This is a genomic window from Pseudomonas sp. KK4 (assembly GCF_001984065.1).
Lineage (GTDB): Bacteria > Pseudomonadota > Gammaproteobacteria > Pseudomonadales > Pseudomonadaceae > Aquipseudomonas.
Genome location: NZ_LYVP01000039.1, coordinates 1 through 15,385, shown reverse-complemented (window position 1 = coordinate 15,385; position 15,385 = coordinate 1). Strand labels below are relative to the sequence as shown.

Here is a 15,385-nt window from a genome sequence, read left to right as displayed (position 1 = left end):
TGCCCGTCTACACTCGAAACATTCCCCGAGCCATAACGAGACCGTTATGCCCAGACTGCCGACCGTGCTTTTTTTGCTGTCGCTGATGACCTGGACCGCAACGGCTGGCGCGCTGACTCTGACCGACGAAGAACGTAGCTGGCTGGCGGCCCACCCGGACTTGCGCCTGGGTGTCGATGCGTCCTGGCCGCCCTTCGAGTTTCGCGACGACCAGGGACGTTACCAGGGCCTTGCGGCGGACTATATCGACCTGATCCGCCAGCGATTGGCGATCAAGCTGACGCCGATCGAGCCCGTAAGCTGGACGGTGGTGTTGGAACAGGCCAAACAAGGCAGGCTCGACCTGTTGCCAGGCATCATGTCGACCCCGGAACGCCAGGCATTCCTTTCGTTCACCCGGCCTTACCTGGACTTCCCGATTGTCATCCTGGCCCATGTCGGCGGCCCTCAACCGCGCAAAATACAGGACCTGTATGGCCTGAAAATCGCTGTGGTGGAAAACTACGCCCCCCATGAACTGCTGCGCACCCATAACCCCGACCTGAACCTGGTGGCCATGCCCAACGTCAGTTCGGCCTTGCAGGCGCTGGCCACCGATGAAGTGGATGCGGTGGTGAGCGACCTGGCTTCCAGCGTCTGGAGCCTGCGCCAACTCAAGCTCGATGGCCTGTATGTGAGTGGCGAGACGCCCTATCGCTATCAACTGGCGATGGGCGTACCACGGGATAACAAGGTCCTGGTCGGTATTCTCGATAAAGTCCTCGCCGACATGTCACCGGCAGAAATAAGCTCCATTCAAGAGCATTGGGTGGGCAGCGTTCTCGATCATCGGACATTCTGGTCCGATCTATTGGTCTATGGCCTGCCAGGACTTCTATTGCTGATCGCCGTGCTGGCCGCCGTCATCCGCGTCAATCGCCGGCTGAGTTCGGAAATCGCCCGCCGCGTCGATCTGGAGCAGGAACTGCGCAGCAGCGAATATCACTACCGCGGCCTGGTGGAGAGCCTGTCGGCCATCGCCTGGGAAGCGCGGATGAGCGACTTCACCTACAGCTATGTGTCGCCCCACGCCGAGGACCTGCTCGGCTACCCCCTCTCTCACTGGCTGATCCCGGGCTTCTGGCGCAACATCATTCACCCCGCCGACCTCACTCGCGCCCAAAGCTTTTGCGATCACGAAGTGTTGGCCGGCCGCGACCACAGCCTCGATTACCGGGTGATCACCGCCGACGGCCGGTGCCTGTGGGTGCGCGACATCGTCAGCCTGATCGAACACGGCCATGAACCGGTCATGCGCGGGCTGATGATCGACATCAGCGAGGCCAAGCGCACCGAAGAAGCACTGCGGTTGTCGGAACAGAAATTCGCATCGGTATTCCAGCAATGCCCGGACATCCTGGTCATCGCCCGGCTCTGCGACGGCTGTTTGCTGGAGGTTAACGAAGCGTTCGAAGAACAGATCGGGCTCAAGGCAGAGGACGTCATCGGCCAGACTGCCACCAACCTCAATATCTGGGGCATTCCCGGCGTCGGACCGGGCCTGTTGCAGCGTTTGCAGGCCGGCAGTATCCGCAACCTGGAGATGCCTTTTCGCCGCAGCAATGGGCAGGTGTTCACCGGCCTGATTTCGGCTGAGCCTTTCGACCTTGATACCACCCCGGCGCTGGTTGTCGTGGTGCGCGACATCACCCAGCTCAAGGAAACCCAGCAACAGCTGCAAACCTCCGAAGAGAAATTCGCCAAGGCCTTCCACGCCTCGCCGGACGGCCTGCTGCTGTCGCGCCAGAGCGATGGCTTGCTGCTGGAGGTCAACGAAGGTTTCAGCCGCATCACCGGGTTCAACAGTGCGATGTCGGTGGATCGCTCGGCCCTGGACCTGGGGATCTGGGTCAACCTCAACGAACGCAAGCAGATGCTCGACCTGCTGCACCGCGACGGTTTCGTGCGTGACTTCAGCTGCCACATCCGCCGCAGCGACGGGCAGATCCGGCTCTGCGAGGTGTCCAGTCGTCCACTGCCGATCGGCGACGAAGACTGCATGCTGACCATCGCCCGGGACATCACCGAGCGCCACCTGATGCAGGAAAAGCTGCAACAGGCCGCGACAGTTTTCGAGAGCACTGCCGAGGGCGTGCTGATTACCGACACCCAACAGCACATCAGCGCGGTCAACCGCGCTTTCACTGAAATCACCGGTTACAGCGAAAGCGAAGCGTTGGGCCACACCCCGCGCCTGCTTGCCTCAGGCTTGCATGACAGCGCGTTCTACGCCGCCATGTGGCATCAACTGACTGCCGAAGGCCACTGGCAGGGTGAGATTTCCAACCGGCGCAAGAACGGCGAGCTCTACCCCAGCTGGCTGACCATCAGCGCCGTGCGCAACCGGGACAAGTTCATCACCCACTTCGTGGCGGTCTTCGCTGACATTTCCAGCCTCAAGCATGCCCAGGCCAAGCTCGACTACCAGGCGCACCACGACCCTTTGACCGGCCTGCCCAACCGCACGCTGTTCGAAAGCCGTTTGCTGACCGCACTCAATACACAAAAGGAAAACGGTGGCCAGGGCGCGGTGCTGTTCCTCGATCTGGACCGTTTCAAACACATCAACGACAGCCTCGGGCACCCAGTAGGCGATTTGCTGCTCAAGGGCATTGCCGTGCGCCTCAAAGAGCAACTGCGCGACATCGACACCGTGGCTCGCCTGGGAGGTGACGAGTTCATCATCCTGCTCCCCGGCCTGCAGCAGCCCAGCGATGCCGACAACATTGCCAACAAGCTGCTCAATTGTTTCACCGCGCCATTCCAGGCCGGCGAGCACGAGTTTTTCATCAGTTCCAGCATCGGCACCAGCCTTTACCCACAGGACGGCTGTGACGTCGCCACCCTGATCAAAAACGCCGACGCCGCGATGTACCGCTCCAAAGCCAAGGGGCGTAACCGGGTCGAAAGCTACACCTGCGACCTCACCGCCCAGGCCAGTGAACGCGTCGCACTGGAGCATGAACTGCGGCGTGCCATCGAGCGCAACGAACTGCACCTGTACTACCAACCCAAGATCAGCCTCGACGACTATCGTTTGGTAGGCGCCGAAGCGCTGATTCGCTGGCGTCATCCGACCTTCGGCGACGTACCGCCGGAACACTTCATTTCCCTGGCTGAAGAAAACGGCATGATCCTTCAGATCGGCGACTGGGTGCTGGAAACCGCCTGCCGGCAACTGCACGAGTGGAACCAGAACTGCGTGGGCTTCGGTCCGCTGTCGGTCAACCTCGCAGGCGCGCAACTGCGCCAGCCGAACCTGCTCGGCCGGATTGAACAACTGCTCAAGGACTACCGCCTCGAACCCGGTTTACTGCAACTGGAAATCACCGAAAACTTCATCATGAGCCAGGCCGAAGAAGCGCTGGCGGTGCTGCATCAACTCAAGCACCTGGGCGTGCAACTGGCGATCGACGACTTCGGCACCGGCTACTCGTCATTGAGCTACCTCAAGCGCCTGCCGCTGGACATCCTCAAGATCGACCAATCCTTCGTACGAGGTTTGCCGGATGACCCTCACGACGTCGCCATCGTCCGCGCCATCATCGCCCTGGGCCGCAGCATGCAATTCACGGTGATAGCCGAAGGCGTCGAAACCCAGGCGCAACAACAATTCCTGGCCTTGGAGGGTTGCGAGCAGATCCAGGGCTACATCGTCAGCCTGCCCCTGCCCCCCGACGAATTCGCCGCGACCTTTCTTCGTGCAGCCGTAATGGATTTTTCGGATAGCACAGCCGCGAAACCGTCGTTATAATCCGGCGCCTACTGAGGGCCTATAGCTCAGTTGGTTAGAGCAGAGGACTCATAATCCTTTGGTCCACGGTTCAAGTCCGTGTGGGCCCACCAAACAAGAAAGCCGCGCAATGCGCGGCTTTTTCGTGTCTGAATGTTCAGTTGGCAAAGTTCTCGATCTTCACCTGTCCTTCGGGAAAGGTTGCGATGATTTCCAACTCGCCGCCCATCGCGCGTATGTAGTTGCGCAGCGTGCTGATGTACATGTCGGTGCGCCGCTCCATCTTCGATATTGCCGCCTGGTTGACATGCAGTGTCTTGGCCAGTGCGTCCTGGCTCAGCGCCTGAGCCTGACGTAGCTCGTGCAGCGGCATTTGCGCTCGCAGCTTCTGGTGCAACGCATCGACGCGCGCCTGCGACTCAGGAGAGCGTCGCGCCACTAAATCAGCAAATTTTTTAGCCATGGCCATTGCCCACTTCATACATGTTTGTCGCCCGAGAGACATAACCTCAAAGGAATAAATGTATGAGCTTCAATGGGTGGCCGACTACCCTGATCTCCATCGCAATTGTCAGCGGTGATTGCCGTCACATGAGAACGGCAATGCGGACTTCATGCAGTTGGATGATTGCTCAGGCACTCAGCCGCCCTGGAAAAGGATCGATACGTTTAGTTTTGTTTACTCAAGTTCTCGCATTATCGGATGACTCCGTAGGACCTTGTAGGCAAACTCCGAATCTTGCTTTTGGGCACTTTGCCGCCTTGTTGCGCTTTTCTTTGACGGGATAGTCTCTGGACGTCGCTGACCCATTCAGCGATCGGGCTTGGAAACCCGTCGAACCGCAACGCAGCAGCGCCCAATCATGACAGCAGACGTTTTTACGACTGCGACCGTGTGTCATGGCGGCTGTGCGTGGGACGCCTTCGGGCGTGCCGGTTCCTCGGTTCCCGGTTTTCCAACCTGCGTACAGCTGCCACCCATTCGATTGGAAACGAACGTGGCAGCTCCTTGAACCTTGGAGCAGCACAATGGCTAAGACAGATCCATCCGCAATTTCAGAGCTAAAAACCGCAGGCTTCACCCCTTTCCTTTATCTCTCAGACCAACCCCTGTTCCACGTCTGCCGCGACGTCCCCATCGCCGACGCCCTGGCCCAAGCCTCCGACCTGCTTTACCTCGCCAAGTCCCTGACCGTCGATGCGGCGTACGCCCAGCACTCCGACCGCCACGCCTGGGCCGCGCATTACCTGACGACCCTGAGCAAAGCGGTGGTTGATGATGTAGTGAAGGTATTGACGCGACGGCCTGCAAAGACAAGCAAGTAAACCTGTAGGAGCGAGCTTGCTCGCGAAGAAGCCACAGCCGACGCTGGCTATCCGGTTTTCGCGTTTTCGTTCACGACCTTGGCGAGCGAGCTCGCTCCTACAATGAACATGGCCACATCCGCTCAAGCATCTCCCCCGTCAAACCCACCTCATAGGTATCCGCCGGCCTCCCCCACTGCTCCACCAACACCATGCGTTCGACCAGCGCCGAACCCAGTTCAGTAATGGTCAGGGCCGAAGCCTCCACCATTTCCTGAGCCCGCAACCACAGCCGATCATTGATCGTTTTCAGTTCGGTCGTGATGCTATCGGACGACGAAGGGTCGGTGTCGGGAAAGCTGATGTTGCGCAACAAATGCCGCAGTTCCCTGATTTTTGCGTCGTCCCGCTCGGCCCCGAACGCACCGTTGAGGATGGCGACCGCTTTCGATAGATCGACACGTTTTCCGATACTCGCCGAAGGTAATGTCTGTGCCATCGCACCCGCGAACAGAACCATGATCCGGGCCTCAAGATAGGCTTTCATGGACTCCATCGAAGAAATGGGCTGCACCAGATTGATGGTCGCCCCGCCTTTATGCCGCAAGTCCATCGTCACGCTCAGGGTCACGCCACCGGTTTCAAACCCCAAGGCCCGGGCCACGACGTAATGGCCCATCTCATGGCAGGCGATCTGCAAGGCATGCTCCCGCACAGCGGCAGGCATGTTCGTTCTATCCATCGCGTCGGCTCTCCCCGTTCGACTACGAGTGACTGTAGCCTCGCCGAATTTTCCCACAGAAAAAAGCCGCGCAATGGCGCGGCTTTTTCGTACCCATGAATCAGCCCTTACTTGGGCAACGCATAGGCAATCACATAATCCCCACGATCGGTCGACTGACGCGCACCGCCCACCGTCAGCAGGATGTACTGCCTGCCGGTTTTCGGCGAAACGTAAGTCATCGGCCCGGACTGGCTGCCCACTGGCAGACGTGATTTCCAGATCTCATTGCCGTTGCCAGTGTCGAAGGCGCGCAGGTAGAAGTCCTGGGTGCCGGCGAAGAACAGCAGGCCCGACTGGGTGGCGAGCGAGGCGCCGAGGGTCGGCATGCCGATCGGGATCGGCAGGTGCATGCGGATGCCCAGTGGGCCGGTGTCCTGCACGGTGCCGACCGGGACTTGCCACATCAATTTGTGGGTCTTGAGGTCGATGGCGGACATGGTGCCGAACGGTGGTTTCTGGCACGGAATGCCGACCGCCGAGAGGAAGCGTTCGCGCATGGCGCCGAACGGTGTGCCTTCCTGGGGTACCACGCCCATTTCAATGCCGCTGGCGCCGGCGCCGATCTTGTCCCGCGGGATCATGTAGTTGGCCAGACCCAGGCGCATGTCGTTGACGAACATGTAATGGGTATTTGGATCGACCGAGACGCTGCCCCAGTTCATACCGCCCAGCGAGCCCGGGAATTGCAGGGCGCGGTCCATGCCCGGCGGGGTGTAGACGCCTTCGTGGCGCATGCCCTTGAACTGGATGCGGCACAGCAACTGGTCGAACGGCGTGGCGCCCCACATGTCGGATTCGGTCAGGGTTTTATTGCCGATCGACGGCATGTCCACCGAGAACGGCTGGGTCGGCGAGTAGCGTTCGCCAGGCACATGGCCTTGCGGCACCGGGCGTTCTTCAACCCGTGCGATCGGCACGCCCGTTTCACGGTTGAGCAGGAAAATCTCGCCCTGCTTGGTGACTTGCGCCAGGGCCGGCTGCAGGCCGCCCTTGTCGTCCGGCACGTCGTACAGCAGCGGTTGGGCCGGCAGGTCGAAGTCCCAGAGGTCGTGGTGAGTGGTCTGGAAGTGCCAGCGCACCTGACCGGTTTTCACGTCGATGGCGACGATGGACGAGTTCCATTTGTCATCGAATTCAGTGCGCTGACCACCGAAGAAATCCGGGGTGGCGTTGCCGGTCGGCAGGTAGACCAGGCCGAGTTTGGCGTCGTAGGACATCGCCGACCACACGTTCGGCGTACCACGGGTGTAGGTCTCGCCGGCCGGTGGACGCTGGGTAGTGTTCGGGTTGCCCGGATCCCAGGCCCATACCAGTTCCCCGCTGCGCACATCAAAGGCACGGACCACGCCCGGCGGCTCGCCGGTGGAATAGTTATCCGCCACGCGGCCGCCCACGATCACGACGTCCCCTGCCACCAGAGGCGTCGAGGTTTGCTGGTAGTAACCGGGCTTCACTTCGCCCATGTCGGTGGTCAGGTCGACGGTGCCCTTGTTGCCGAACTCCTCACAGGGCTTGCCGGTTTCGGCGTTGATGGCGATCAGTCGCGCATCGCCGGTCGGCAGAAACAGACGTTTCGTACAGGCTGTTGGTTGATTGTCCGACGCCACCGGCGTCTCGGAGTAGCCTAGGCCACGGCAACGCTGCCAGTTGGGTGCGGTGCCCTGCGGGTCGAATTTCCAGCGCTGGGCGCCGGTGTCCGCGTCGAGGGCGAAGACTTTGCCGTAGGCGGTGCAGGTGTAGACCGTGTCGCCGATTTGCAGCGGGGTGTTCTGGTCCTCGGCACCAGCGCCGGTGCTCTGCGGGATGTCGCCGGTGCGGAAGGTCCAGGCCACCTGCAATTGGTCGATATTGCCTTTATTGATCTGGTCCAGGGCGGCGAAGCGGTTGCCTGCTGTGGTGTTGCCCCAGTGCGCCCAGTCTTTCTGCTCGGTGCCGGGTGCGACCGGTGTTACCGCAGGTTCGGTGGTTGCCTTGACCACATGGGTCGGCACGAACATGTAGGCCATGGTCGCGACCACGCCGACGCCGAGCATGCCGGCCAGACCGTAGGCACCACGACCCGTCGTCGCGCCCGAAGCGCGTACCAGCGTCGGGTAGATCAACGCCACGACCAGGCCAATCACCGCGAACGTCAGCACGCGGGAAACCAGCGGCCAGTACTCGAGCCCGGCATCCCAAACCGCCCAGATCGCCGTCAGGATCAACGCCAGGCCATAGAGCCACGCGCCCACAGGCTTGCGGCGAGCAATCAACAGCCCGGCCGCCAGCATCGCCAGGCCCATCAACAGGAAATACCCACTGCCGCCCAGCGTGATCAGGTAACCACCGCCACCGGCAAGGCCCAGTCCGATCAATGCGATCAGGATACCCAGCCCCGCCAACAACCATTTGCTGCCGGCGGCAGCCCCAGAATTATTCATGTCGGAAAATATCCCCATTTGTGACAAGCGCGAAATAATGTACTACCTAGTTACTTATGGCAAATTGTCGCAGGCAAAAAGGGCATGAACGGTCATGAATTCAGATCAAGCCTCCGTTGCGTGGGATGTGCCTGTAACATGCTCACACATCGCTTTGTGCCGCTGGAGACGCCCCTTGCCTGACACTCGCCCGCCCGTTCTAGACGAAATAGATCGCCAACTCATCGCCGCCCTGCAGATCAATGCGCGTGAAAGCGTGGCCATGCTCGCCCGGCAGTTGGGCATCGCCCGCACCACGGTGACGTCGCGCCTGGCGCGCCTGGAAAAAGCCAAAGTGATCACCGGTTACGGCGTGCGTCTGGGTCAGCGAGTGGTGGACGGCGGGCTGCAGGCTTATGTGGGGATCACCGTGCAACCGCGCTCGGGCAAGGAGGTTTTACGCAGGCTCAGTGCCATGGCGCAGGTCCAGCAGTTATGTGCGGTCAGTGGCGAGTTTGATTATGTGGCGTGGCTGCGCACGGACTCGCCCGAGCAACTGGATCAGTTGCTGGATCAGATCGGCAGCGTGGATGGCGTGGAGAAGACCACCACCTCGATCATCCTGAGCAGCAAGATCGATCGCGGACAGCCAGTCTGAACGCGGTCCCCTGTGGGAGCGGGCTTGCTCGCGAAGGCGTCGCGTCAGTCGACTTCCATGGCGACTGATACACCGCCTTCGCGAGCAAGCCCGCTCCCACATTCAACAGATTGCACACATAGATCGTCATAGTGACCAAGCAATCATCAAAACGACGACACTTTGCGTCTTATTAACGTGTTTAACGCTCTCTAGAATGGCTGCCATCTTTTCCTATACTCAGACGCGCCCCCCGCGTCCGGTCGCCAGTAAGGTCAGCCATGAACAAGCACAATCGCCACCCTGCAGACGGTAAGAAACCAGTCACCATTTTCGGCCCGGACTTCCCGTTCGCCTTCGACGACTGGATCGAACACCCGGCTGGCCTGGGCAGCATTCCCGAGCACCATCACGGTGCCGAAGTGGCGATTGTCGGCGCCGGGATCGCCGGGCTGGTGGCCGCTTACGAACTGATGAAGCTGGGCCTCAAACCCGTCGTCTATGAAGCCTCGAAAATGGGCGGCCGCCTGCGCTCCCAAGCGTTCAATGGCACCGATGGCATTGTCGCCGAGTTGGGTGGCATGCGGTTTCCGGTTTCGTCCACCGCGTTCTATCACTACGTCGACAAACTCGGTCTGGAGACCAAGCCCTTCCCAAACCCGCTGACACCGGCCTCTGGCAGTACCGTCATCGACCTGGAAGGCAAGACTCATTACGCACAGAAACTGGCGGATCTTCCTGCACTGTTCCAGGAAGTGGCTGACGCCTGGGCCGACGCCCTCGAAGCCGGTTCGCAGTTTTCCGATATTCAGCAAGCCATTCGCGACCGCGACGTACCGCGTTTGAAAGCATTGTGGAACACCCTGGTGCCACTGTGGGACGACCGCACCTTCTACGACTTCGTCGCCACCTCCAAAGCCTTCGCCAAGCTGTCGTTCCATCACCGCGAAGTGTTCGGTCAGGTCGGTTTCGGCACCGGCGGCTGGGACTCTGACTTCCCCAACTCGATGCTGGAAATCTTCCGCGTGGTCATGACCAACTGCGACGATCACCAACATTTGGTGGTCGGCGGCGTCGAGCAAGTGCCCCAGGGCATCTGGCGCCATGTACCGGAACGCTGCGTGCACTGGCCGCAAGGCACCAGCCTCAAGTCGCTGCACCGCGGCGCACCGCGCTCAGGGGTGAAGAAAATCGCCCATGCACCGGACGGCCGCTTTGCGGTCACCGACAACAATGGCGATACCCGTGAATACGCCGCCGTGCTGACCACCTGCCAGAGCTGGCTGCTGACCACCCAGATCGAATGCGATGAAACCCTGTTCTCGCAAAAAATGTGGATGGCCCTCGACCGCACCCGTTACATGCAGTCATCGAAAACTTTCGTGATGGTCGACCGCCCGTTCTGGAAGGACAAGGACCCGGAAACCGGCCGCGACCTGATGAGCATGACCCTCACCGATCGCCTGACCCGCGGCACCTATCTGTTCGATAACGGCGACGACAAGCCAGGGGTGATCTGCCTGTCGTACTCGTGGATGAGCGACGCGCTGAAAATGCTGCCGCACCCGGTGGAAAAACGCGTGAAACTGGCGCTGGATGCATTGAAAAAGATCTACCCGAAGGTCGACATCGCCGCGCGCATCATCGGCGACCCGATCACCGTGTCCTGGGAAGCCGACCCGCACTTCCTCGGTGCCTTCAAGGGCGCCCTGCCCGGCCACTACCGTTATAACCAGCGCATGTACGCGCACTTCATGCAGGACGACATGCCGGCCGAGCAACGCGGGATTTTCATTGCCGGCGACGACGTGTCCTGGACCCCAGCCTGGGTCGAAGGCGCGGTGCAGACCTCGCTCAACGCGGTGTGGGGCATCATGAAGCATTTCGGCGGATCGACACATAAAGAGAACCCAGGCCCGGGTGATGTGTTCAAAGACATCGGCCCTATCGCCCTGCCCGAGTAAGAGGAATCCCCGATGCGTGTAGCCCTTTACCAATGCCCACCGCTGCCTTTGGACGTCGCCGGCAACCTGCAACGCCTGCAGCAACTGGCGCACGAAGCCAAAGGCGCCGATTTGCTGGTGCTGCCCGAAATGTTCCTGACCGGGTACAACATCGGCGTGGATGCGGTCAGTGTGCTGGCGGAAGTGCACAACGGTGAGTCGGCGCAGCAGATTGCCCGCATCGCTCGCACCACTGGCATCGCCATTTTGTACGGTTATCCCGAACGCACCGAGAATGGGCAGATCTACAACGCGGTGCAGTTGATCGATGCCCAGGGCGAGCGCGTCTGCAATTACCGCAAGACGCACCTGTTCGGCGACCTCGACCGTTCGATGTTCAGCCCCGGCACCAACGAGTTTCCGGTGGTTGAACTCAACGGCTGGAAGCTCGGGTTCCTGATCTGCTACGACCTGGAATTCCCGGAAAACGCCCGGCGCCTGGCCATCGAAGGCGCCGAGCTGATCCTGGTGCCGACGGCGAACATGATTCCCTTCGATTTCATCGCTGACGTCACCGTTCGCTCCCGCGCCTTCGAAAACCAGTGCTACGTGGCCTATGCCAACTACTGTGGGCACGAAGGCGATATCCAGTACTGCGGCCAGAGCAGCATCGCCGCCCCGGACGGCAGCCGCATTGCCCAGGCCGGCCTGGATGAAGCGTTGATTGTCGGGGAGTTGGATCGTCAACTGATGGACCAATCCCGCGCCGCCAATCGCTACCTCATCGATCGCCGCCCGGAGCTTTACGGCACGCTGAACAAGCGCTGATCCCGGGTTATCCGCTAGCATGGGCACTTCACTGTTCTGGAAGTGCCCATGCCCGCGCTGAATCACCCCCGCCCCCACACTGAAACCCTGGCCAACGGTCTGCGGGTGACGCTGCGTCACGCGCCTGAGCTCAAGCGCGCCGCTGCCGCGTTGCGTGTCGCCGCCGGCAGCCATGACGTGCCGCTGGCGTGGCCGGGGCTGGCGCATTTTCTCGAGCATCTGCTGTTTCTCGGTACCGAGCGTTTTCCCGCAAGCCAAGGGCTGATGGCCTATGTGCAGCGTCACGGCGGGCAGGTGAATGCGCGGACCAGCGAACGCACCACCGACTACTTTTTCGAGCTGCCGCCTGGGGCGTTCAGCGGCGGGCTGGAGCGTCTGTCAGACATGCTGGCCCATCCGTGCATGAATCTGGAAGACCAGCAGCGGGAAAGAGAAGTGCTGCACGCGGAGTTCGTCGCCTGGTCGCAGGATGCGGCAGCCCAACGGCACATGGCGCTGTTCGAGGGCCTGGCCGACGCCCATCCGTTGAAGGGCTTTCATGCCGGCAACCGTGACAGCCTGCCGATATCAGAGCCCGAATTTCAGCAGGCCTTGAAGGATTTCCATCAGCGGTTTTATCAAACCGGGCAGATGACCCTGAGCCTGGCCGGCCCGCAATCGCTCGACGCATTGAAGGCGCTGGCCCAGTCATTCGCCGATGCCATTCCCCAAGGCAATGCGGTCGCCCAACAGCCGACCATGCCCTTGATGGGCGCTTCGGACAGCCGTTATCAACAGCTGAGCGAGCATCGGCTGGACCTGGTGTTCGCCCTTGAAGCACTCCCTGATTCATCCCCCGAAGCCTTGGCGTTTTTGTGCCATTGGTTGAACGCTGCGAAACCTGGCGGATTGATCGCCCAATTGCGTCAGCGCAAGTGGGCCGACAGCCTGAAAGCAGCGGTGCTGTACGAGTTTTCCGGACAAGCCTTGTTGCACGTCGAATTGTCCTTGAGCGCCCCCGGGCAGCCGGCAGCGATTCGCGAACAGTTGCTGGACTGGCTGGGTTTCTTCGCCCGGCAGGACTGGCGCGGGTTGCGCGACGACTATGACGTGATGCTCCAGCGCCAGCAGCAGGTCAGCGGCGCGCTGCAACTGGCACGGCAGGACAGTGAACAACGAGCGATCGGGTTGACCGAACAAGGCGCGACGGCCCTGAAGGCGATCCTGAAACAACTCGGCGCTGTGGATAATTTCACCGGCCAGTGGCACCTGCCGACGCCCAACCCATTTTTGCGAACCGAAGCGCCGGCAGCCAGCGCCGGGCTGATTCGCGGCCAGACCAGCGCCCACCGTGGCCTGCGCACCTTCGCCCAGGATCGTTCTCGCGGTCGCCGCGAACGCTCGCCCATGCAATTCAGCCAAGCCCTACCCGATAACAGTGCAGAAGGTGCGTTGTACCTGCGCTGGCGCCTGGAGGCCGCACCTTGCCGCACGCTCCAGTCTCGGCTGGAAAACAGCCTGCAAACGTTGCGCGAAGAAGCCCGCCAGGCCGGGGTGGACTTTTCCTTCAGCGCATCCGGTAACGAATGGCTGCTGAAGATGACCGGCCTTCAGGCACCCATGCCCACAGTTCTGGAGCATGCACTCAAAACCCTGGCCCATCCCGACAGCGCCTCCACCCAGGATGAGCCAGCCTTGATGCCGATTCGACAGCTGCTCCAGGCGTTGCCCGCGCACATTCTAGAGCGAGCCGTTGAGTCGGATGACCTGCAGCAACTCTGGTCGAGTGCACGCTGGGATGGCCTGGGTATTGGCCTGTCGGCTCAAACCCAGGCGGCGCTGGGCCTGGCACTGAGCCGCATACCCGGCACGCCGGACCACCAACTGACACCTGCGCCCTCCATCCACGGGCAACGCCTGTGGAGCACGCTAAAGACGGGATCAACCGAGCACGCGTTGCTGTTGTATTGCCCGTCGGCTTCCACAGACATCACCGACGAAGCCGCATGGCGCCTGCTGGCCCACCTGTGCCAGACGCCGCTGTACCAGCGCTTGCGGGTGCAATTGCAACTCGGCTACGCGGTGTTCAGTACATTGCGCCAACTGCACGGGCAGACCGGGGTGCTGTTCGGCGTGCAATCGCCTGGCGTCGTGCCGCAGGATCTGCTGCGACACATCGAGCAGTTCCTGAGTGAGTTGCCGCAGACCCTCCACGCTATCGATGACGCGCATTTCATCCCCCTGCGCCAGGCTTTGGCTGATCAGTTCGCCAGCACCGAATTACCCTTTGCCCAAGCGGCTGAATGGCTCTGGCAAAGCAAACTGGCCGGCCGTTCGTCGGTTGATCTGAAGCGCCTGCCCGGGTTGATTCTGGCGCTGGATCGACCTGCGCTCATCACCGCTGCGCAGCGCCTGATCCAGGCCGAGGGTGGTTGGCGCTGCCTGTCCAGCGGGCCATGCCCAGGGTCACCCTGGCAGCCAACCCCTGATCGCTTTCGACGAGACAATTAACCTTCCAGTACATTTTCAGCCAACTATTTTGAAATTTTGAGTAACATAGCTGCCTAACTATCTGAACATCTCTGTCTGGAGGTGGACTATATGTATAGGTCTCAACTGTCTCATCACCCAAAGGAGTCTCCCATGGCCTGGACCAAACCTGCTTACACCGACCTGCGTATCGGCTTTGAAGTCACCATGTACTTCGCCAGCCGCTGATTCATATCGCGTGGTTTCAGCGCCTCGGTGACCCCGGGGCGTTTTATTTTCAGCGTTCAAATGATGGAGCCGTCATGTACGTCCAGATTCTAGGTTCCGCCGCCGGCGGCGGTTTCCCCCAGTGGAACTGCAACTGCGGGAACTGCGCCGGCTTTCGCAACGGCAGCCTGCGGGCCAAGGCGCGGACCCAGTCGTCCATCGCGATTTCCGATGACGGCGTGAACTGGGTGCTGTGCAACACCTCCCCGGACATCCGCGCCCAACTCCAGAGCTTCGCCCCGATGCAACCGGGCCGGGCCCTGCGCGACACCGGTATCGGCGCGATCATCCTGATGGACAGCCAGATCGACCACACCACCGGCCTGCTGATGCTGCGCGAAGGCTGCCCGCATCAGGTCTGGTGCACCGACATGGTCCATGAAGACCTGAGCACCGGTTTCCCGCTGTTCAACATGCTCAACCACTGGAATGGTGGCCTGACCTGGAACCGTATCGAACTGGACCGCAGCTTCAGCATTTCTGCCTGCCCGAACCTGCGCTTCACCCCGTTGCCCCTGCGCAGCGCTGCACCGCCCTATTCGCCGCACCGCTTCGATCCTCACCCGGGCGACAACATCGGCCTGATCGTCGAGGACCTCAATACTGGCGGCAAGCTGTTCTATGCGCCGGGCCTGGGCAAGGTCGATGCGTCTTTGCTGCAAATGATGGCCGGCAGCGATTGCCTGCTGGTGGACGGCACACTGTGGGACGACGACGAAATGCAGCGCCGCGGCGTCGGCACCCGCACGGGCCGGGAGATGGGCCACCTGGCGCAGAACGGCCCGGGCGGCATGCTCGACGTGCTGGAGCAACTGCCCAAACAGCGCAAGGTGCTTATCCACATCAACAACACCAACCCGATTCTCGATGAGGATTCGCCGGAACGGGCGGAGCTGGTTAGGCGTAACGTTGAAGTGGCGTATGACGGCATGAGTATTGTGCTGTAGCGGCTGACCTCTTCGCGAGCAAGCCCGCTCCCAC

11 protein-coding genes and 1 tRNA gene are annotated in these 15,385 nt (G+C 61.1%); 9 read left to right on the top strand and 3 right to left on the bottom strand.

Annotated features, from left to right (window positions below; translation table 11 throughout):
* Window positions 1-46 precede the first annotated feature (46 nt).
* Both B0W55_RS15020 and B0W55_RS15015 read left to right on the top strand, forming a co-directional pair.
* Window positions 47-3,793 (top strand): bifunctional diguanylate cyclase/phosphodiesterase, encoded by a 3,747-nt coding sequence (locus B0W55_RS15020; protein ID WP_077046761.1) that lies wholly within the window; start codon window positions 47-49, stop codon window positions 3,791-3,793.
* A gap of 15 nt (window positions 3,794-3,808) precedes the next feature.
* A tRNA-Ile gene (locus B0W55_RS15015) sits at window positions 3,809-3,885 on the top strand.
* Window positions 3,886-3,929: 44 nt separating this feature from the next.
* Here B0W55_RS15015 and B0W55_RS15010 read toward each other — a convergent pair.
* Window positions 3,930-4,235: an XRE family transcriptional regulator gene (locus tag B0W55_RS15010; protein WP_077046787.1), complete on the bottom strand. Its 306-nt coding sequence runs from the start codon at window positions 4,233-4,235 to the stop codon at window positions 3,930-3,932.
* Between the two features lie 566 nt (window positions 4,236-4,801).
* Between B0W55_RS15010 and B0W55_RS15005 the strand changes: the two genes are divergently transcribed.
* The gene (locus tag B0W55_RS15005) at window positions 4,802-5,098 is read left to right on the top strand and encodes a DUF3077 domain-containing protein (RefSeq protein ID WP_077046760.1); all 297 of its coding nucleotides are present in this window, start codon (window positions 4,802-4,804) and stop codon (window positions 5,096-5,098) included.
* A 97-nt stretch (window positions 5,099-5,195) separates the two neighbouring features.
* On the opposite strand, the gene B0W55_RS15000 is transcribed toward B0W55_RS15005, so the two are convergent.
* Together B0W55_RS15000 and B0W55_RS14995 are read right to left on the bottom strand one after the other, a co-directional pair.
* Window positions 5,196-5,804 carry a peptidase M41 gene (locus B0W55_RS15000; protein ID WP_371807271.1) on the bottom strand — a complete coding sequence of 203 codons (609 nt, stop codon included), beginning with the start codon at window positions 5,802-5,804 and terminating at the stop codon, window positions 5,196-5,198.
* Window positions 5,805-5,926: 122 nt separating this feature from the next.
* Window positions 5,927-8,281 (bottom strand): glucose/quinate/shikimate family membrane-bound PQQ-dependent dehydrogenase, encoded by a 2,355-nt coding sequence (locus B0W55_RS14995; protein ID WP_077046758.1) that lies wholly within the window; start codon window positions 8,279-8,281, stop codon window positions 5,927-5,929.
* A gap of 175 nt (window positions 8,282-8,456) precedes the next feature.
* On the opposite strand from B0W55_RS14995, the gene B0W55_RS14990 reads away from it, so the two are divergent.
* The 6 genes from B0W55_RS14990 to pqqB all read left to right on the top strand — a co-directional run bounded on the left by B0W55_RS14990 (window position 8,457) and on the right by pqqB (window position 15,351).
* On the top strand, window positions 8,457-8,918 hold the full coding sequence (locus B0W55_RS14990; RefSeq protein ID WP_007980298.1) for an Lrp/AsnC family transcriptional regulator: 462 nt from the start codon (window positions 8,457-8,459) through the stop codon (window positions 8,916-8,918).
* A gap of 260 nt (window positions 8,919-9,178) precedes the next feature.
* A complete protein-coding gene (locus tag B0W55_RS14985; protein ID WP_077046757.1) occupies window positions 9,179-10,861 on the top strand; it encodes an NAD(P)/FAD-dependent oxidoreductase in 1,683 nt (560 codons plus the stop codon).
* Window positions 10,862-10,873: 12 nt separating this feature from the next.
* Complete coding sequence (locus B0W55_RS14980) at window positions 10,874-11,668, top strand: carbon-nitrogen hydrolase family protein (RefSeq protein ID WP_077046756.1); 795 nt, start codon at window positions 10,874-10,876, stop codon at window positions 11,666-11,668.
* A gap of 48 nt (window positions 11,669-11,716) precedes the next feature.
* On the top strand, window positions 11,717-14,158 hold the full coding sequence (gene pqqF, locus B0W55_RS14975) for a pyrroloquinoline quinone biosynthesis protein PqqF (protein ID WP_077046755.1): 2,442 nt from the start codon (window positions 11,717-11,719) through the stop codon (window positions 14,156-14,158).
* A 132-nt stretch (window positions 14,159-14,290) separates the two neighbouring features.
* Window positions 14,291-14,365, top strand: coding sequence for a pyrroloquinoline quinone precursor peptide PqqA (pqqA, locus tag B0W55_RS14970; RefSeq protein ID WP_003444522.1), 75 nt, complete (start codon window positions 14,291-14,293; stop codon window positions 14,363-14,365).
* Window positions 14,366-14,439: 74 nt separating this feature from the next.
* Complete coding sequence (gene pqqB, locus B0W55_RS14965; protein WP_077046754.1) at window positions 14,440-15,351, top strand: pyrroloquinoline quinone biosynthesis protein PqqB; 912 nt, start codon at window positions 14,440-14,442, stop codon at window positions 15,349-15,351.
* Window positions 15,352-15,385: the final 34 nt, after the last annotated feature.